Origin of the sequence: Leclercia sp. CFBP8987, assembly GCF_034044995.2 — a bacterium.
GTDB classification, from domain to species: domain Bacteria; phylum Pseudomonadota; class Gammaproteobacteria; order Enterobacterales; family Enterobacteriaceae; genus Enterobacter; species Enterobacter tamurae.
Genome location: NZ_CM188255.1, coordinates 2,318,676 through 2,335,920, shown reverse-complemented (window position 1 = coordinate 2,335,920; position 17,245 = coordinate 2,318,676). Strand labels below are relative to the sequence as shown.

Sequence of the window (17,245 nt, the reverse complement as noted above, 5' to 3'; positions counted from 1 at the left end):
GACGTGACTGCAACTATACTTGTCGTAGTTAACTGCGACAACTTCTTTCTGAGTTAAAAGGTGATGAGCTTTAAAAACAGAAGGTTAGCTGGAAAGGTGGGGTGCGGGCTGTCTTTACTACGCTGAATACGGCTATAATGACCCGGAATAATAACTTCGGAGTTAAGCATGGCTTTTTACAGTTCCGGTGTGGAGTACGGCATTCATAGCCTGATGACCATGGTGGATGCGAAAGGGAACGACCGCGAGATGAGCGTCAGGGAGATGGCGGCATTGCAGGGCGTACCCTACGACTATCTGGGCAAAATCTTCACGCGCCTGTCACGCGCCGGGCTGGTGAGCAGCACCGAAGGAAAGGGCGGCGGTTTCCGCCTGGCGCGGCCTGCGGAACTGATCACCGTGCTGGATGTGGCCCACGCCATCGACGGCGAGAAGAACATGTTTGAGTGTCGGGAAGTGCGTCAGCGGCTGGCGGTGTTCGACGAAACGCCTCCGGCCTGGGTCTGCGACGGGCCGTGCGGGGTGCGCTCGGTGATGGACAGCGCCCAGCAGCGGATGGAAGAGGAGCTGGCGCGACATACCATTCTCGATCTGGCGCGCAAAATGTACCGTAAGGCACCAGATACATTTTTGATTGAGGTGCAGGAGTGGATTGCGGAGCGGCGGAATTCGTAGGCCCGGCAAGCGTAGCGCCGCCGGGCATGCAACTTATGAACGGAAATCAATCACCATGCGGCCGCGAATCTGGCCTTGTTCCATCTCCTTGAAGATGGCGTTAATGTCGCCCAGCGGACGCAGCGCCACTTTCGGCACTACTTTACCTTCGGCGGCAAACTGGAAGGCTTCGGTCAGGTCCTGACGGGTACCGACCAGCGAGCCCACCACCTGAATGCCGTCCAGCACCAGGCGCGGAATATCGAGGCTCATCGCTTCCGGCGGCAGACCGACCGCCACCACGCGGCCACCGGCACGAACCGCATCCACCGCCGAGTTAAAGGCGACTTTCGCCACCGCCGTCACCACTGCCGCGTGGGCACCGCCGGTTTTTTCCTGAATGAATTTCGCGGCATCGTCGCTGCGGGAGTTAACGACCAGATCGGCCCCCATGCTGGTGGCAAGCTTCAGCTGTTCATCATTGACGTCAACGGCGATCACTTTGGCGTTAAAGACGTTTTTGGCGTACTGCAGCGCCAGGTTGCCCAGACCACCGAGGCCATAAATGGCAATCCACTGGCCGGGTTTGATCTCCGATACTTTCACTGCTTTATAGGTGGTCACCCCGGCGCAGGTGATACTGCTTGCGGCGGCGGACTCCAGTCCGTCCGGCACTTTTACCGCATAGTCGGCGGTGACGATGCACTCTTCGGCCATCCCTCCGTCCACGGAATACCCGGCGTTCTTCACGGTACGACACAGGGTTTCGTTGCCGGAGTTACAGTATTCACAGTGGCCGCAGCCTTCGAAGAACCACGCCACGCTTGCGCGATCGCCCGGCTTCAGCGAGGTCACGCCCGGGCCGATCTCCTTGACGACCCCAATGCCTTCATGGCCGAGGATCACCCCGGTCTTATCGCCAAAGTCGCCGTTCTTAACGTGAAGATCGGTGTGGCAAACGCCACAGCACTCCATCTTCAGCAGCGCTTCGCCATGTTTCAGTGGGCGCAGGGTTTTCTCGGTCACTTCTACCTGATGGTCTTGAGTCACGACAGCAGCTTTCATATGTATCTCCATTTTCATATTGAGGATCTGCGGGGCAGGTATGCGTCCAACAGCGCGACATACTCCTTAAGGATTAATTTTTTTAATGGTTGAGGCAAGGGCTGTGAAACATAATGTCATTATTTAAATGAGGTTTAGCGGAACGGTGATAGCAGAATAAGTAATAGCCTTAATGAATGCACGGGCAATATTTCTGCAGTAAATCTGTCATGTTTCTGACATTTCGAAACCGTAAGGTGTGGTCTTCTTAAAAACCGAAGAGTTAACAAGACAATGCATCTGGTAAAAAAACTTCTCGCTGTTAGCGTCCTCCTGTCCGCTTCTGTGCAGGCGCAGAATATCCTCGAATTCCCGCAGCCTGATAACAACCCGGAAGAGTTTTATGCCGTCACCGAAATTCCGGCGGGCGGGATTATTAAATATGAAACGGATGCCAAAACCGGTTTTATCATTGCCGACCGCTTCCAGTCGATGCCGGTGGCCTACCCGGCGAACTACGGCTCGTTGACCCAGTCGCTGGCGGGAGATGGCGATCCGCTGGACGTGATCTTCTATACCCGCGCCCCGATGGCCCCGGGTACTCTGATTAAACTGCGCGCCATTGGCGTGCTGAAGATGATCGACGGCGGTGAGAAAGACGACAAAATTGTTGCCGTTCCGGCCAGCAAAATTGATCCGACCTATGACGACATCAAAGAGCTGAGCGATCTGCCGAAGATTGAACAGCAGCGTCTGGAGTCGTTCTTCCGCGTCTACAAACAGCTGCCGGAAGGGCGCAAGTCGGTGGAGCTGAACGGCTTCAATGATGCCGCCACCGCGAAGCAGGAAATTAAACAGGCATGGGATGCCTGGAAAACGAATCAGCCGAAGTAAAAAAAATGGCCCGGCGGCGGCTACCCGCCGGGCCATTTACTACAACTGCGCCGTCAGCGCGGCAATCTCCTCCTGCCACTGGGCCTGAAGCTGCGGCTTCTGATGCTTGGGCTTACGGAGCCGATCTTCTTCCAGCAACGTCTCCAGCATAATTAACCGTTCCAGCAGATCCTCATGTGACTCGGGCTCCTCTTGCCGCACGGCCTGAACCGACACGGCGCTGACCCCGTTGCCGTCCCGCAGGCGGGTAAATACCGCGTCGGCATCGTACCATTCGCTGAGCTGGCCATGTTCAATCAACCAGAAGCGGTTACAGCTCTGGGTGATTAACTGCCGGTCATGGCTGACCAGCAGCACGCCGCCTTCGAACTGTTGCAGCGTTTCGGCCAGCGCCTCTTTGCCTTCCATATCCAGATGGTTGGTCGGTTCATCGAGCATCAGCAGGCTGAAGCGCGCCAGGGTCAGGCCAATAAACAGCAGCCGGGATCGTTCACCCCCGCTGAGAGTGCTGACCTTTTGCCCGTGCCGTGCCCAGGCGAACCCGGCGGAGATCAGCGCCATCTTGCGATGCTGCGGGTCAGGCGCGAAGGGCTCAAGGGCGTCGATCAGCGTGGCGTCATCCGCCAGCTGATGCAGGGTCTGGTCGTAATAGCCCATGGCCACGCGTGGGTGGATCTTCAGCCCGGCATGCGTTTCGCTGGCAATACACTGCCGCCAAATCAGCCGCATCAGGGAGGATTTCCCGCAGCCGTTGCGCCCGACAATCGCTACACGATCGCCGCTTTTAAGCCGGACGTTTTCTGCCGAGAACAGCGCCGGCAGGCCCGGCGCAGGCGGAACGCTGAGCGTGTCGATCTCCAGCAGCCGGTCCGCCCGCAGCGCATCGCCGCGCAGGGTCAAGGTCCAGGGCGTGCCGTTTGTCAGCGCCGTCTGGCTCTCCTTCAGCCGCTCCACCTGACGTTCCATCTGCTTGGCTTTGCGGGCCAGATCCTCGTTATCGTAGACCTTGCCCCAGGTCGCCAGCCGTCTGGCGCTGGCGGTGACCCGGTCGATCTCCTTTTGCTCGGCTTTATGGCGCAGGGCGTCGCTCTCGTCCTTCTCCGCCAGGGCCTGACGCGCCCGGGTGCAAGGAAGGGCGAAGTAGTGCAGGGTTTTATCGCGCAGGATCCAGCTGCCGTTGGTGACGGCATCCAGCAGTTGTCTGTCGTGAGAAACCAGCACAAAGCTGCCGGACCAGTTTTGCAGGAACTGCTCCAGCCACAGCAGCGTCGGCAGGTCGAGGTGGTTGCTGGGTTCATCCAGCAGCAGAAGATCCGGCTCGTTAATCAGCGCCCGCGCCAGCAGCAGTCGGGTGTGCTGTCCGCCGCTGAGGGTAGCCGATTGCAGGCCGGTGTCCTGCGGGGTAAAACCCATGCCCGCCAGCAATGTTTCTGCCCGCCAGCGCAGGCTTTCGCGCTCGGCTACCGGCAGCTGCGCCAGCACCGCGTCGATCATGGTCAGCGGATAGACAGATTCCGGGAGATGTTGCTCCACCCGTGCCATCAGGCAGTGCCCGGCCAGCGCGACCGTCCCGGAGAGGGGCGTGTCTGTGCCGTCGAGGATCTTCAGCAGGGTACTTTTGCCGCAGCCGTTATCGCCCAGCAGACCAATGCGGTCGCCTTTTTTCAGGCTAAAGGTGAGGTCGTTGAACAGCGTGTCAAAGGCGGTATCAACACGGAGAGAAAGTGCAGTCAGTAATGTGCTCATTTGCTTACTCAAGAGTTACAGGCATGAAAATGCCTCGTCATACATCGCTGACGATAACCCGGTAAGCCCGAGAGAAGGGATTCAGTCTTAGGTGTCTTCGCTCAAGCCGAAGTTATCGCAGCACGAAACCGATAACGCTTGAGCAGGTGCGATCACCAAGGTGAAGTGAAATTTCAAAGATTTCACAGCACAGCATAATTAGCCTCCTTTTATATTCAGTGGGTTGATGAATGAAAGGAGTGTAGCGGGGTTTTGTATGACCAGCAAGGGCACCGGCATAAAGCTGGTGGTTGCATTTTAAAACCACCTGACCTACCTTTAAATGGTTTTATTTTGAAACCATATTACAGGAAGCGAACAGCATGAATGTGCAACCGAGTGCGCGTATATCACCCAGCCTGGTGTGGCTGTTCGCCATCGCCAGCGGCCTGAGCGTGGCGAATGTCTATTACGCCCAGCCGCTACTCGACGCCCTGGCGCGGGATTTTGGCATCAGCCAGGCGGCGGTGGGAGGGGTGATCACCGCCACCCAACTGGGTTGCGCGCTGGCGCTGCTGTTTCTGGTGCCATTGGGGGACCGGGTGGATCGCCGTCGGTTGATGGCGATACAAATGGTAGCCCTGATCGTCGCTCTGATTGCGGTGGGGATGGCGCAGTCCGCCCCGGTATTGCTGGCAGGTATGCTCGCCGTTGGGCTGCTCGGCACGGCGATGACCCAGGGGCTGATCGCCTATGCAGCCAGCGCCGCTGCGCCCCATGAACAGGGGCGGGTAGTGGGTACGGCGCAGGGCGGGGTCTTCACTGGACTGCTGCTGGCCCGGGTCTTTGCCGGGGGCATCAGCGACCTCGCGGGCTGGCGCGGGGTCTATTTCTGCGCCGCGCTCCTGATGCTGGCGATTGCGATCCCCCTGTGGCGACGGCTGCCGGTTCTGCCTCCGGCCTCGCGTACGCTGAGTTATCCCCGTTTGCTGGCCTCGATGCTGACCCTGCTACGTGATGAGAAGGTGTTACAGGTGAGGGGCATGCTGGCCCTGCTGATGTTCGCTGCCTTTAACATCTTCTGGAGTGCGCTCGTGCTGCCCCTGAGCGCGCCGCCCTACAGCTTTTCGCACACGGCGATTGGTGCCTTCGGGCTGGCAGGTGTGGTCGGCGCGCTGGCCGCGGCCCGGGCCGGGGAGTGGGCGGACAGGGGATATGCCCGGCGCACCAGCGGGATAGCGCTTCTGGCGCTGGTGCTGGCCTGGTGGCCGCTATCGCTGATGGGTGTGTCGCTGTGGGCGCTGGCGATCGGTATCGTGCTGCTGGACCTGGGCGGCCAGGCGCTGCACGTCACCAATCAGAGCCTGATCTTCCGCACCCGCCCGGATGCGCACAGCCGGCTGGTAGGGCTATATATGCTGTTTTACGCCGTCGGTAGCGGACTGGGCGCCATTGGCACCACCGCCACATATGCTCATTTTGGCTGGCAGGGGGTATGTCTGTTGGGGGCGGTAGTCAGCCTGCTGGCGCTGGTGTTCTGGTGGTTGACGCAGCATCAGGTCGCAGAAACCATGGACTGCGCCAGTGAACGCAGGTGAAATCCCGGCCGTACTGGCGTAAAATTAGCTTTTTGCCACAGGTAAATTCAGCAATGGCTCTGATCCCTAAAAACTACGCGCGGCTGGAAAGCGGCTACCGCGAGAAAGCACTTAAAATCTATCCGTGGGTATGCGGACGTTGTTCGCGGGAGTTCGTTTATTCGAACCTGCGTGAATTAACGGTTCACCATATCGATCACGACCATACCAACAACCCGGAAGATGGCAGTAACTGGGAGTTGCTGTGTCTGTTCTGCCACGATCATGAGCATTCCAAATACACGGAAGCGGATCTGTACGGCACCACCGTGGTAGCCGGTGAAGACGCGCAAAAAGATGTCGGTGCGGCGACCTACAACCCGTTTGCCGATTTACAGGCGATGTTGAATAAGAAGAAATAATTGTCGAAACGCCGGGTGGCGCTGCGCTTACCCGGCCTACGAAAAATAATGCGCTGGTATTCCCGATTATTCTCGTTATTTTTTTTCGGGTCGTCGGTATGGCTAAGATAAATTTGCTTATTGACACTGGACGTGCATTAATAAAATCTTCGGTTCGACATACAAACGAACGTAAAAATTTTACTAAGTAGTTCTCATAACCTGGCGCTATCGCTGATATCCCCTCCCTTTGAGCCCAGACGTTTAATCCATTACGTTTATTATGAACGCTCACCTCTATTGATGCTCAACAGGAGTCAGTATGTCCGCAAGAATTACAGGCCTGGTAAAGTGGTTCAAAGAAGACAAAGGTTTTGGTTTTATCTCCCCGCTGGACGGGAGTAAAGATGTCGCCGTACATTTTTCTGCGCTGGAAGATGATAACGTCGAAACGCTCTTTGAAGGGCAAAAGGTTGAATTTACCATCCGCAGTGACGACAAAAGGCCTACCGCCACCAGAGTAAGACTGTGCGACAGATAAACCGCATCACAGGTCTGCTTTAGCGATCGAACGTGAGTTATATTGCCAAATGAGCCGGTAACGCAACGAATGCATCCGGAGCATTTGGCAATTGCTGATTTTTAAATTCGCTGAGTGGATTTAAATAAGGTACTGCAGTACGGGCAGACAAGTTGAGCCCCTTTCTGTACGCGGCTAAAGCTATGTTCAGAATCTTTTGAACAGCCTGGGCATGGGCATTTTACTAAGTAATTACGACGGGCTTGCGTGTTTTTACGTCCGGACATAGGCATCTCCTGATTTAAGGGATTGCCACCTTACACGCTTAATCATCCCGATGCTTGTATTTATTTTTTTTGTCGGGCATTTAGCCATCCGGGTGGTTAAGTGGTTAAGATAAAAAACATAAACATTGCATAATTAATTTCCCTGTGTCTTAATGACTCATCGGTTTGGAAAACAGACCTTATGAAAGCAATTTTAGTAAAGCAGTCCTCAGTTCAAGTGTTATCACCCGATACTCTTCTTCATGAGCCTCCTCCTATAGTGCCTAATAAGTCACTCTAAAATACAGGCCATCATCGCCGCGGTTAAGTGGCTCATCAATTAAGGAAGTATTTATGTCTAACAAAATGACTGGTTTAGTAAAATGGTTTAATGCTGACAAAGGTTTCGGTTTTATTACCCCTGACGACGGCAGCAAGGATGTATTCGTGCATTTCTCTGCGATTCAGAGCGATAATTTTAAGACCCTTGATGAAGGCCAGAAAGTTTCCTTCACTATTGAAAGCGGCGCTAAAGGCCCTGCTGCCGGAAACGTATCAGCGCTTTAATTTGCGCTTTGATAATAAAAAAACCCGCCTTGAGCGGGTTTTTTTATTTTAAATCGACGTTCGACGGTAGCTGCGGTATTCCGGCTGCCAGAAGTTCTCATCAATCGCCTGCTGCAACGCATCGGCAGAGGTTTTCACCGCCACGCCTTGCTGCTGCGCCATCTTACCCACGGCAAAGGCAATCGCCTTCGACACCACGTGAATATCCTTCAGCTCCGGCAGTACCAGCCCTTCACCGTTGTTCACCAGCGGCGAGTGCTTGGCCAGGGTTTCGCTGGCGGACATCAGCATCTCATCGGTAATGCGTGAGGCGCCGGAGGCGATGACACCCAGGCCAATTCCCGGGAAGATATAGGAGTTGTTGCACTGGGCGATCGGGTAGGTTTTATCCTTCCATACCACCGGGGCAAACGGGCTGCCGGTAGCGACCAGCGCATTGCCTTCGGTCCAGGCGATGATGTCCTGCGGGGTGGCTTCCACGCGGGAGGTTGGGTTCGAGAGCGGCATCACGATTGGGCGCGCGCAGTACTTATGCATCTCGCGGATGATCTCTTCGGTGAACAGTCCAGTCTGCCCGGAGACGCCGATCAGGATATCCGGCTTGACGTTGCGCACCACATCCAGCAGGGAGAGCACTTCGTTGTCGGTATCCCAGTTTTTCAGGTTCTCGCGCTTTTGCACCAGTTTGGTCTGGAACGGAAGCAGGTTCGGCATCGCATCGGTGAGCAGGCCAAAGCGGTCCACCATAAATACGCGCGAGCGGGCCAGCTCCTCGCTTAAGCCTTCCCGCTGGGTCTGGGCGATGATCTGCTCGGCAATACCGCACCCGGCGGAACCGGCGCCGAGGAAGACGATCTTCTGATAGCTTAACTGGTTGCCCGCCGCGCGGCTGGCCGCAATCAGGGTGCCGACGGTCACTGCCGCGGTGCCCTGAATGTCGTCGTTAAAGGAACAGATTTCGTCGCGATAGCGATTCAGCAGCGGCATGGCGTTTTTCTGGGCGAAGTCTTCAAACTGCAGCAGCACGTCCGGCCAGCGATGTTTTACCGCCTGGATAAAGTCATCCACGAACTGATAGTACTCGTCGTCGGTGATGCGCGGGTGACGCCAGCCCATATACAGCGGATCGTTGAGCAGCTGCTGGTTATTGGTACCCACATCCAGCACCACCGGCAGGGTGTAGGCCGGGCTGATGCCGCCGCAGGCGGTGTACAGCGACAGCTTGCCGATCGGAATGCCCATCCCGCCGATCCCCTGGTCGCCCAGACCGAGAATACGTTCCCCGTCGGTCACCACGATCACCTTGATGTTGTGGTTCGACACGTTCTGCAGAATGTCATCCATGTTGTGACGATTCTGATACGAGATAAACACGCCGCGCGAGCGACGGTAAATTTCGGAGAAGCGTTCACAGGCAGCCCCGACAGTCGGGGTGTAGATCACCGGCATCATCTCGTCGAGATGGTTTTGCACCAGCCGGTAGAAGAGGGTTTCGTTGGTGTCCTGGATATTGCGCAGGTAGATGTGCTTATCGATTTCGGTTTTGAAGCCCTGATACTGGATCCATGCGCGCTCGGCCTGTTCTTCGATGGTTTCCACCACTTCCGGCAGCAGGCCTAGCAGGTTGAAGTTACTGCGCTCTTCCATGCTAAAGGCGCTGCCCTTGTTCAGCAGGGGGAACTCCAGCAGAACCGGACCGGCATAAGGGATGTAAAGGGAACGATGTCGGGTTGCTTTGTTTTCCATGTCACTCACTTAATTTTTGGAAATCCGTCCCTGGCACTGGTGTTAATCATTGTTGCTGTCGTGCCCGCAGGGGATGTCAGGCAGGTATTATAGAGGAGGTGAATGTTAAAAACCGCAACATACAAACAAAAACACCACCGGTTTTGCCGGTGGTGTCAGTTATGCTTTAGCGAACTTACTTAGGTTCGTGGCGTTTTCTGCCAGTGGCGTTGGTGACCTGCGTTTCGCTGTCACCCTCAATCACCACTTTACGCTGGTTAGAGAGCTTGTAGTTCAGTCCCAGAATATGGCGTGCCTGACGGTTCGATTTCATATTAACTCCTCAATCCTGTTGATAGTGATAAGGCGAACGAAATGTAACCCCTAAGGTTGCTGATCCAGCATAGCAGATTTTCAGAAACTGGCGTGCTGGCCGCTGACGACGTAGTTAATGGTCTGCTGGTAGATGTCACTGAGGATGTCATTATCTGAGGCTTCCACCCATTTGGTGAGTTCCATCAAAATGTCATCTTCGGTGACAGCGCCCAGTTCTGCGCGTAAACCCTGTGCAATTGCATTTACCAGCTCCGGCTGTGCGGATGGTGTGGTTGCTGAAGTATAAGTAAACATAGTGCCTCCGTGTCGTTTTCTATTTAGTGTTCCGGTTCGCAATGACGTAATGCACATTCAGAATGGCAAAATTTTATCGTGCTGTGTGTAAGACTCGTCCTGGAAATAAAAATATCATAATCCCTGTTCTTTTAAGGATATATCATGGCTTCCAGCGACGCAGGTCCGTGTATTTTTCATAAGGCATAGGCGAGGGCCAGGATATCAATTCAATTACGCTTCCCCAGGGCGTTTTACCGTAGCAAAAAGCATTGCCTTCTCCCTGTTCCGCCGGGAAGGAGAGCGGCTTAGGCTCGGTAAACATCTCGCCGCCCGCCGCCGTGAAGCGGGCTATCGCCTGTGCGAAATCATCGACATAGACGGCGAAATGTTGCAGGCCAAAATCACTAGGCCGTGCCGGGGGTTGTTGCTCCGGGCCGTGCATCTCAAACAGTTCAACGCCCGGCCCGTGGGGCATCGCTAGCATACGAATGGCGCGAACCTCAGTTCCCGGAAATAAGCGCAATGTCTTCTGCTGGGCATCAGGATCGATATTTCCGTCCCCGGCTTCAACGGAACGATATATTTCTTTCGCGTTAAACGCCTGCTCAAAAAATAGCGTGGCCTGATTAATATCCGGTACGGTAATACCGATATGGTCAATACCTCTGACGGGTGAATTCATTTTATCCTCCTTTTTAAAAATTCAAATATAGCAGGTGAATATCTGCGCAATGGGATGAGAATGTTCCGTCTTGGCCGCAAAGCGCAATCTCTCTTCTATACTTAACCCCTTGTAAGCCAAAAGGAGAGCAATTTATGACAATTCACAAGCACGGTTCGGCACACTGGTCTGGCGATATCAAACGCGGCAAGGGGACGGTTTCAACCGAGAGCGGCGTCCTTAATCAGCAACCTTACGGCTTTAATACCCGCTTTGAAGGGGAAAAGGGTACCAACCCGGAAGAGCTGATTGGCGCGGCGCACGCGGCCTGTTTCTCAATGGCGCTGTCACTGATGCTGGGCGAATCTGGTTACACCGCTGATTCCATCGACACCACTGCCGATGTGTCGCTGGATAAAACCGACAGTGGCTTTGCCATCAGCAAAATTGCATTGCAGAGTAAAGTGACCGTCCCGGGCATTGACCCGCAGCAGTTTGACGGCATCATTCAGAAGGCCAAAGCCGGGTGTCCGGTGTCGCAGGTGCTGAAAGCTGAAATCACCCTCGACTACACTCTGAACTAAGCCTTTCGCCGGGCGCCATGCCCGGCTATCCCGTCACCGCCTGCGGAAAAACCTCCCCCAGCCACGCGATAAATACCCTTAAACGCTGCGTCACATGCCGGTTCTGTGGATACACTACGTAAAACGGGTAGTGCGGCGGACGCCATGTCGCCAGAATTTCCACCAGCGATCCCGCCTCAATCAGCTCCCTGACGGAGTAGCGAAAGGTCTGGATAATCCCTATCCCGGCAACGGCCGCCGCCAGATGCGCATTGCTTTCGTTGATCCCGATATGGTGCTGCAGGGTGATGTCCCGGGTTTCATCGACGTGGGTAAAGCGAAACGGCACCGCGCGACCGGACACCGGAGAGAGATAGCTCACCAGCTTATGACCATTACGCAACTCCTCCGGGTAGGCGGGGATCCCGTGCTGCTTCAGATAGCCCGGTGTGGCGCAGGTGACCATCTCCGCATTGCCGATATGCCGGGCAATCAGGGATGAATCCCCCAGCGCGCCGCCGCGGATCACGCAGTCGACGTTACCGCTGATTAAATCCACTGGCCGGTCTGCCACCCCCAGGTCGATACGGATATCGGGATAGCGACGCATAAAATCCGGCAGCAGCGGGATCAGCACGTCCCGCGCTGTCGAGCCGCCCACATCGATTCGCAAATGCCCCTGCGGCTGAAGTTTTACCGCGCTAAAGGAGGTGTCGATATCTTCGATATCAATCAGCACCCGCCGGGCCTTGTCGTAATAATCCTCTCCTTCCGGTGTCGATGTCACCCGGCGGGTAGTGCGCTGCAACAGCCGCACGCCCAGATGCGCCTCCAGCGCCTTCACCAGCTTGCTGAGCGTAGCGATGGGCATGTTCAGGGAGTCCGCCGCCCGGGTAAAGCTGCCGGTTTCCACCACGCGCGTGAAAGCGCGCATTGCCATTAACTGATCCATAGAGCGGGCCCTTACAAGCGAGGATTATTCACGTGAGGAAAAAGTGATTTCCATTTTTGCTGATTTTTCGCTAATGCCGCAAGCGGTAGAGTGCGTCCACACCCACAACGCACAAGGTAAATCACATGAACTCAGCATTAGCAGGCAAAATCGCACTCGTCACCGGCGGCACCAGCGGTATCGGTCTGGCAACCGCAAAAGAGCTGATGGCTCAGGGGGCGAAGGTGTACATCACTGGCCGCCGTCAGGCTGAACTGGACAACGCCGTCGCCAGTCTGGGCGGGCAGGTGACCGGTATTCGCGCCGACGCGTCACGTCTTGCCGATCTCGATACGGTGTATGCGCAGATCGCCGAACAGGCCGGACGGCTGGACGTGCTGTTCGCCAATGCGGGTGGCGGAGATATGCTGCCGTTGGGCGCCATCACCGAAGAACACTTCGACCGCATCTTCGCCACCAACGTGCGTGGGGTGCTGTTTACGGTACAAAAGGCGCTGCCGCTGCTGGTTGCCGGGTCGTCGGTGATCCTCACCGGCTCGACCGTCTCCGTGAAAGGTACCGCTAATTTCAGCGTCTACAGCGCCAGCAAGGCGGCAGTCAGAAACTTTGCCCGCTCCTGGGCGCTCGATTTGCAGGGGCGTGGGATCCGGGTCAACGTCGTCAGCCCGGGTCCGATTAAAACCCCGGGGCTGGGAGAGCTGGTGCCGGAAGAACAGCGTCAAGGGCTGTTCGATGCCTTAGCCGCAACGGTGCCGCTGGGTCGCATTGGCGAACCGGAAGAGGTGGCCAAAGTCGTGGCGTTCCTTGCCTCCGATGCCGCCAGCTTTATCAATGCCACCGAGCTGTTCGTGGATGGCGGGATGGCGCAGATTTAACGCTGATAGAGCAAGGTGAGATTGCCGCCGAGGCGGCGATCCTCTGCTGGACGGCTGGCTTGCAGGCGTGACAGCGTGACTGAATCGCAGTGATTCATGGCGCACCAGGGCTCCAGCCACTCCAAATGAGCCTCATTCTGTCGCAACACATACCCCGCCAGCCGCGCCAGCGCACCCTCGTTCTCTTTTATCACATCCACCTGATTGGCTCTGGCGAAACTGGCGATCATCACCAGCGGTTGCAGGGCATAATTGTGGTAGGCCTGCGCCCGCTGGCCGCGGCGCTGTTCATTTGCCAGCGTGCCGTCGGCAGCAATTTGCCCCGCGGCGATGCGGTACTCTTTTAACGACCAGTCGAACAGATCCCGCCGGTCGAGCGCCACGGCGCTGGCCATCACCGCCCATGCTGCCCAATAGCTGTGATTATTGGTGCTTTTCAGCGGCAGGCCGTCCCACTCCTGTACCACCCGATCCGCCAGCTGGCCCAGCCAGCGTTCAGTGTCCTGTTGTCCGCCAGAGGATGTACCCGGCGTAAACTTCAGATCCAGCCAGCTGCTGGCCAGCGTCGCCAGCGCCCATTTGCGCATGGCACGACCGGTGTGGCTGGTCTCCCCGGAGAGCAATGCATCTGCTTTAGCCCAGGCCGCGTAGCCGTCCAGAATACATTCCAGGGTGTGCGGATCCCCGCTCTGTTTATAGCGCCACACCATCGTTGAGATCCCGCGTTCAAAGCCGACGACAGGTTTGATTGCCGTGCGATATGCCTGTTCGGCCTGCGGATTGAGGGTGGCGCGGGCGCTATCGGACCCTTCATATTTACTGCGCAGCGTCAGTGGGGCGGTATAGGGCGCGGGCAGGGGAACGCAGCCACCTTTTCCCGTGTGCGGTAGCGGCTGGGTAAAACCGGCGGGCGGCACCAGTGGAGCGGCGAAGGCGTATACCGGTAAACAGAGCAACAGCCGCAGCGTACGTTTCATTTTCATCTCCGCCAGAATTAAACATTCATATTGATTGTTTTTGAGCCGAATCGCTTCTTTCCTGATATATCCTTTTAATACTATTAGTCGATAAATGTAATTTATGTTAAACAATAGTTTATAAGGCCTAACACTCTATCGGGAACAATGACTGTGCTGACGACACTCATTTACAAAAGCCAGTTAAATCCATCCTGCAAATCTATATCCCTCCTCACACTTGTTGAAAAGGCCAGGAAAAACAATACCGCGCTGGATGTCACGGGTATTTTGCTGTTTAACGGTCATGATTTTCTGCAGATCCTTGAAGGCTCTGAAGCGGTCATTGAGACCTTGTTCGCGAAGATCGGCCAAGACAAGCGTCATGACAGCGTGGTGGAGTTGATGCGTGATTACGGCCCGCGCCGCCGCTTTGAAAACGTCGGCATGCTGCTGTTCGATTTGCGCATCGACACGCCAAAATCGGTGCTCTCATCGGTGTTGCGTTACAGCAAGCTGGATAATTATCTGGCGGCGGAAGACCGGGTCTTTAAATTTATTAAGACGTTTATCACGCAGCCCAAAAGGACGTCGAGCGGATCTCAGTTCCGGCCGGAGAGGTGGTCACTGGCCGCAGAGCATAACCCCTTTGGCGATGCCATCGCCGGGCTGATTGAGAATCAGGTCTGTCAGTTTGCCCTGCAGCCCATCGTGCAACCCACCGAGGGCAAAATTTCCTCGCTGGAGGCGCTGATCCGCAGCAACGACGGCGGGAGCCCCGAGCGCTTTTTTAGCACCCTCGATCAGGACAAAGTCTATGAAGTGGATCTCCTGACCAAGGCATACGCCTTTGCGCTGGCAGAAAAGATTGGCATTGGCGATCATAAAATTGCCATTAACCTGCTGCCGATGTCGCTGGTCAATGTGCCCGGCGCCGTCGATTTTCTGATGGATCAGATCCTCGCCCACCGGCTACAGCCGGAGCAGGTGGTGATTGAAGTCACCGAAAACGAGATGATCTCCGGCTTTAACCAGTTCAACAGCGCCATCAAGCAGTTAAGGGCGGCAGGGATTGGCCTGGCGATTGATGATTTTGGCTCAGGCTATGCCGGGCTATCGCTGCTGACCCGCTTCCAGCCGGATAAACTGAAAATCGATCGTGAGATTGTCAGCAACATCCATTTAAGTGGCCCTAAGCAGGCGATTGTGAAGTCGATCATCAGCTGCTGCACCGATATGGAGATTGCGCTGGTGGCAGAAGGCATTGAAAAAATTGAAGAGTGGTGCTGGCTGGAGTCGGCAGGCATCAGACGTTTTCAGGGCTTTTTATTCGCCCGACCCAAATTAAACGGTGTGGGCGAAATTCACTGGCCGCACTTTCACCACGCTTAATATTTAGACGATTAACTCTGCAGCACATAATCACCCGCTAAACAGATAAAAAATTTCCATCTATGGCAGGGCCAAAATATCAGGTCCTGCTGTGCAATATGATGATTTAAATAACTATTCACAGCATTATTAATATCCCTGTAAATAAATAACTTTAATTCAATATTAAGGGATGGATGCCGATAACACTTCAGACCGTTTTATTTCTGAGGTAGTTATGTCGTTAAAAAAGTCGTCCCTTGCCATTCTGCTTGCCCTGCTGTTTTTCTTTGTTGCCAGTGCCGCCAGTAATGTCTGGCTGGCCATTAAAAGCAATGATTCTCTGGATAACGTGAATAAAGAAATTCAGGTGGTGTTATCCATTATCGATCCCATTAACCACAGCCGTACCCTGCGCGTGCGGGTCATGGAGTACATGAAGCAGGTGGAGAGCGGTGACACCGCCGGTCTTGCGGAGAAGCTGGACTCGGTGAAGCTGGCGCTGACCAAAGCGGATGGCGCGTTCGCCACCTTCAATGCCGCGCCGCGTCTGCCGGATGAGGCCCCGTTAGTTCAGGCCTATGATGATGCCTGGCTCGCCTACCGCAATCAGGGGTTGTCGCCGCTGATCGACGCGGCCTCGGCGCAGGATGCGGCAAAATTTGATGCCCTGATCCCGCAGATTTCCCGTCTCGACCGCCAGTATGAAATCGTCCTTGATCAGGTTCTGACGGTGCATCAGACATACGCGAAGCAGCTCAATGACGATGCGCGGGCGCATTTCGCCTCTGGCTTAACCATTATTGCCGCCTTTGCCGCGCTGTTTGTGGTGGTGATTATTGGGGTGAGCGTTCTGATGAAGCGCTTTGTCTTTGCCCCGATTAACCTGGCCCGGGAACACTGCAGCCAGATCGCCGCCGGTCAGCTGACGGAGGCCGTACCGCAGAAGGCGGGTTCGAACAATGAAATCGATCTGCTGATGGGCTCGATGGAGCAGATGCGTCTGGCCCTGCTGGATACCATCTCCCAGGTGCGCGAAGCCTGTCGCACCGTTAATTACGCCTCGCAGGAGATCGCCTCGGGCAACATCGACCTCGCTTCACGTACCGAGCAGCAGGCGTCAGCCCTGACGGAAACCGCCGCCAGCATGGAGCAGCTGAGCGCCACGGTCGCCAATAACACCGACAATGTGCATCAGGCCGGTAAGCTGGTGCAGGATGCGGTGAACAATGCCCGCACCGGGGAGGCGGTCACCCGCGAGGTGATCGAGACCATGAACACCATCGCCGCCAACTCCCAGCGCATTGAAGATATCACCAGCGTGATCAACAGCATCGCCTTCCAGACCAATATCCTGGCCCTGAACGCCGCGGTTGAAGCCGCTCGTGCCGGTACCCAGGGCCGCGGTTTTGCGGTGGTGGCGACCGAAGTGCGTACCCTGGCGCAGAAGAGTGCCGTGGCGGCGAAGGACATTGAAAACCTGATTGCCCAGTCGGTCTCCAGCGTCAAAAACGGTTCGCAGCTGGTAAATCGTTCCGGAGAGGTGATTCATGCCATCATCAGTTCGGTCAATAAAGTGAATGCGCTGATGGAGCAGATCTCGGTGGCGTCGGAGGAGCAGAGCCGCGGCATCGGCCAGGTCGGCCAGGCGGTGACCGAGATGGACGGTGTGACCCAGCAAAACGCCGCCCTGGTGCAGGAGTCCGCCGCCGCGGCCGCCTCGCTGGAAGAGCAGGCGAAACACCTGACCCAGAGCATCGCCAGCTTCAGACTGCCGGAACCGGCATAACACGGGGGAGCGCTCCGGTCTGCTGGTGCGGCCGGTTCCCCCTCACCCCAACCCTCTCCCTCAAGGGAGAGGGAGCCGATAGTGCCCAATAGT

General features: G+C 55.9%; 19 protein-coding genes. 10 read left to right on the top strand and 9 right to left on the bottom strand.

What is annotated here, in order from left to right; all coding sequences use genetic code 11:
• Positions 1–168: 168 nt before the first annotated feature.
• Positions 169–675: an RrF2 family transcriptional regulator gene (locus tag SOM40_RS11285; RefSeq protein ID WP_320530955.1), complete on the top strand. Its 507-nt coding sequence runs from the start codon at positions 169–171 to the stop codon at positions 673–675.
• A gap of 33 nt (positions 676–708) precedes the next feature.
• Here the strand turns inward: SOM40_RS11285 and adhP are convergent, their stop codons facing one another.
• Complete coding sequence (adhP, locus tag SOM40_RS11280; RefSeq protein ID WP_166182462.1) at positions 709–1,719, bottom strand: alcohol dehydrogenase AdhP; 1,011 nt, start codon at positions 1,717–1,719, stop codon at positions 709–711.
• Positions 1,720–1,992: 273 nt separating this feature from the next.
• Here adhP and SOM40_RS11275 point away from each other — a divergent pair, with 273 nt between their 5' ends.
• The gene (locus SOM40_RS11275; protein ID WP_166182461.1) at positions 1,993–2,592 is read left to right on the top strand and encodes an inorganic diphosphatase; all 600 of its coding nucleotides are present in this window, start codon (positions 1,993–1,995) and stop codon (positions 2,590–2,592) included.
• Positions 2,593–2,631: 39 nt separating this feature from the next.
• Here SOM40_RS11275 and SOM40_RS11270 read toward each other — a convergent pair whose 3' ends face one another.
• Positions 2,632–4,338, bottom strand: coding sequence for an ABC-F family ATP-binding cassette domain-containing protein (locus SOM40_RS11270; protein ID WP_225758799.1), 1,707 nt, complete (start codon positions 4,336–4,338; stop codon positions 2,632–2,634).
• A 362-nt stretch (positions 4,339–4,700) separates the two neighbouring features.
• Here SOM40_RS11270 and SOM40_RS11265 point away from each other — a divergent pair, with 362 nt between their 5' ends.
• The 3 genes from SOM40_RS11265 (at position 4,701) to SOM40_RS11255 (ending at position 6,836) form a co-directional block, all read left to right on the top strand.
• Entirely contained in the window at positions 4,701–5,915 is a 1,215-nt protein-coding gene (locus SOM40_RS11265; protein WP_320530956.1) for an MFS transporter, read from the top strand.
• Positions 5,916–5,968: 53 nt separating this feature from the next.
• Complete coding sequence (gene yajD, locus SOM40_RS11260; RefSeq protein ID WP_106992874.1) at positions 5,969–6,316, top strand: HNH nuclease YajD; 348 nt, start codon at positions 5,969–5,971, stop codon at positions 6,314–6,316.
• A 301-nt stretch (positions 6,317–6,617) separates the two neighbouring features.
• Positions 6,618–6,836, top strand: a complete 219-nt coding sequence (locus tag SOM40_RS11255) for a cold shock domain-containing protein (protein ID WP_106992873.1) — start codon at positions 6,618–6,620, stop codon at positions 6,834–6,836.
• Positions 6,837–6,937: 101 nt separating this feature from the next.
• Here the strand turns inward: SOM40_RS11255 and SOM40_RS11250 are convergent, their stop codons facing one another.
• Positions 6,938–7,102, bottom strand: a complete 165-nt coding sequence (locus tag SOM40_RS11250; protein ID WP_219906973.1) for a YnfU family zinc-binding protein — start codon at positions 7,100–7,102, stop codon at positions 6,938–6,940.
• Positions 7,103–7,435: 333 nt separating this feature from the next.
• Between SOM40_RS11250 and cspE the strand changes: the two genes are divergently transcribed.
• Positions 7,436–7,648 carry a transcription antiterminator/RNA stability regulator CspE gene (cspE, locus tag SOM40_RS11245; protein WP_166182458.1) on the top strand — a complete coding sequence of 71 codons (213 nt, stop codon included), beginning with the start codon at positions 7,436–7,438 and terminating at the stop codon, positions 7,646–7,648.
• A gap of 48 nt (positions 7,649–7,696) precedes the next feature.
• Here the strand turns inward: cspE and SOM40_RS11240 are convergent, their stop codons facing one another.
• The 4 genes from SOM40_RS11240 to SOM40_RS11225 form a co-directional block, all read right to left on the bottom strand.
• On the bottom strand, positions 7,697–9,394 hold the full coding sequence (locus tag SOM40_RS11240; protein ID WP_166182457.1) for an NAD-dependent malic enzyme: 1,698 nt from the start codon (positions 9,392–9,394) through the stop codon (positions 7,697–7,699).
• Positions 9,395–9,569: 175 nt separating this feature from the next.
• A complete protein-coding gene (sra, locus tag SOM40_RS11235) occupies positions 9,570–9,707 on the bottom strand; it encodes a stationary-phase-induced ribosome-associated protein (RefSeq protein ID WP_039028746.1) in 138 nt (45 codons plus the stop codon).
• Between the two features lie 80 nt (positions 9,708–9,787).
• Positions 9,788–10,003: a biofilm-dependent modulation protein gene (gene bdm, locus SOM40_RS11230; protein ID WP_106992870.1), complete on the bottom strand. Its 216-nt coding sequence runs from the start codon at positions 10,001–10,003 to the stop codon at positions 9,788–9,790.
• 142 nt (positions 10,004–10,145) lie between these two features.
• Entirely contained in the window at positions 10,146–10,667 is a 522-nt protein-coding gene (locus SOM40_RS11225) for a VOC family protein (protein WP_320530957.1), read from the bottom strand.
• Between the two features lie 134 nt (positions 10,668–10,801).
• Between SOM40_RS11225 and SOM40_RS11220 the strand changes: the two genes are divergently transcribed.
• Positions 10,802–11,230 (top strand): OsmC family protein, encoded by a 429-nt coding sequence (locus tag SOM40_RS11220; RefSeq protein WP_106992868.1) that lies wholly within the window; start codon positions 10,802–10,804, stop codon positions 11,228–11,230.
• A gap of 25 nt (positions 11,231–11,255) precedes the next feature.
• Here the strand turns inward: SOM40_RS11220 and SOM40_RS11215 are convergent, their stop codons facing one another.
• Positions 11,256–12,161: a LysR family transcriptional regulator gene (locus tag SOM40_RS11215; RefSeq protein WP_320530958.1), complete on the bottom strand. Its 906-nt coding sequence runs from the start codon at positions 12,159–12,161 to the stop codon at positions 11,256–11,258.
• A gap of 125 nt (positions 12,162–12,286) precedes the next feature.
• On the opposite strand from SOM40_RS11215, the gene SOM40_RS11210 reads away from it, so the two are divergent.
• Positions 12,287–13,036 carry an SDR family oxidoreductase gene (locus SOM40_RS11210; RefSeq protein WP_106992866.1) on the top strand — a complete coding sequence of 250 codons (750 nt, stop codon included), beginning with the start codon at positions 12,287–12,289 and terminating at the stop codon, positions 13,034–13,036.
• Here the strand turns inward: SOM40_RS11210 and SOM40_RS11205 are convergent.
• Entirely contained in the window at positions 13,033–14,013 is a 981-nt protein-coding gene (locus SOM40_RS11205) for a mannuronate-specific alginate lyase (protein WP_320530959.1), read from the bottom strand. The genes SOM40_RS11210 and SOM40_RS11205 overlap by 4 nt on opposite strands.
• 153 nt (positions 14,014–14,166) lie before the next feature.
• On the opposite strand from SOM40_RS11205, the gene SOM40_RS11200 reads away from it, so the two are divergent.
• A complete protein-coding gene (locus SOM40_RS11200; RefSeq protein ID WP_320530960.1) occupies positions 14,167–15,384 on the top strand; it encodes a diguanylate phosphodiesterase in 1,218 nt (405 codons plus the stop codon).
• A 217-nt stretch (positions 15,385–15,601) separates the two neighbouring features.
• Positions 15,602–17,152 carry a methyl-accepting chemotaxis protein gene (locus tag SOM40_RS11195; protein ID WP_320530961.1) on the top strand — a complete coding sequence of 517 codons (1,551 nt, stop codon included), beginning with the start codon at positions 15,602–15,604 and terminating at the stop codon, positions 17,150–17,152.
• Positions 17,153–17,245: the final 93 nt, after the last annotated feature.

Excerpts from the sequence above, each read along its gene's own strand:
- adhP (WP_166182462.1), bottom strand. The coding sequence starts at position 1,719 with ATGAAAGCTGCTGTCGTGACTCAAGACCATCAGGTAGAAGTGACCGAG.
- SOM40_RS11210 (WP_106992866.1), top strand. The coding sequence starts at position 12,287 with ATGAACTCAGCATTAGCAGGCAAAATCGCACTCGTCACCGGCGGCACC.
- SOM40_RS11255 (WP_106992873.1), top strand. The coding sequence starts at position 6,618 with ATGTCCGCAAGAATTACAGGCCTGGTAAAGTGGTTCAAAGAAGACAAA.
- SOM40_RS11195 (WP_320530961.1), top strand. The coding sequence starts at position 15,602 with ATGTCGTTAAAAAAGTCGTCCCTTGCCATTCTGCTTGCCCTGCTGTTT.
- SOM40_RS11225 (WP_320530957.1), bottom strand. The coding sequence starts at position 10,667 with ATGAATTCACCCGTCAGAGGTATTGACCATATCGGTATTACCGTACCG.
- sra (WP_039028746.1), bottom strand. The coding sequence starts at position 9,707 with ATGAAATCGAACCGTCAGGCACGCCATATTCTGGGACTGAACTACAAG.
- SOM40_RS11270 (WP_225758799.1), bottom strand. The coding sequence starts at position 4,338 with ATGAGCACATTACTGACTGCACTTTCTCTCCGTGTTGATACCGCCTTT.
- SOM40_RS11240 (WP_166182457.1), bottom strand. The coding sequence starts at position 9,394 with ATGGAAAACAAAGCAACCCGACATCGTTCCCTTTACATCCCTTATGCC.
- SOM40_RS11215 (WP_320530958.1), bottom strand. The coding sequence starts at position 12,161 with ATGGATCAGTTAATGGCAATGCGCGCTTTCACGCGCGTGGTGGAAACC.
- SOM40_RS11250 (WP_219906973.1), bottom strand. The coding sequence starts at position 7,102 with ATGTCCGGACGTAAAAACACGCAAGCCCGTCGTAATTACTTAGTAAAA.
- SOM40_RS11220 (WP_106992868.1), top strand. The coding sequence starts at position 10,802 with ATGACAATTCACAAGCACGGTTCGGCACACTGGTCTGGCGATATCAAA.
- SOM40_RS11275 (WP_166182461.1), top strand. The coding sequence starts at position 1,993 with ATGCATCTGGTAAAAAAACTTCTCGCTGTTAGCGTCCTCCTGTCCGCT.
- SOM40_RS11285 (WP_320530955.1), top strand. The coding sequence starts at position 169 with ATGGCTTTTTACAGTTCCGGTGTGGAGTACGGCATTCATAGCCTGATG.
- cspE (WP_166182458.1), top strand. The coding sequence starts at position 7,436 with ATGTCTAACAAAATGACTGGTTTAGTAAAATGGTTTAATGCTGACAAA.
- SOM40_RS11265 (WP_320530956.1), top strand. The coding sequence starts at position 4,701 with ATGAATGTGCAACCGAGTGCGCGTATATCACCCAGCCTGGTGTGGCTG.
- bdm (WP_106992870.1), bottom strand. The coding sequence starts at position 10,003 with ATGTTTACTTATACTTCAGCAACCACACCATCCGCACAGCCGGAGCTG.
- SOM40_RS11205 (WP_320530959.1), bottom strand. The coding sequence starts at position 14,013 with ATGAAACGTACGCTGCGGCTGTTGCTCTGTTTACCGGTATACGCCTTC.
- yajD (WP_106992874.1), top strand. The coding sequence starts at position 5,969 with ATGGCTCTGATCCCTAAAAACTACGCGCGGCTGGAAAGCGGCTACCGC.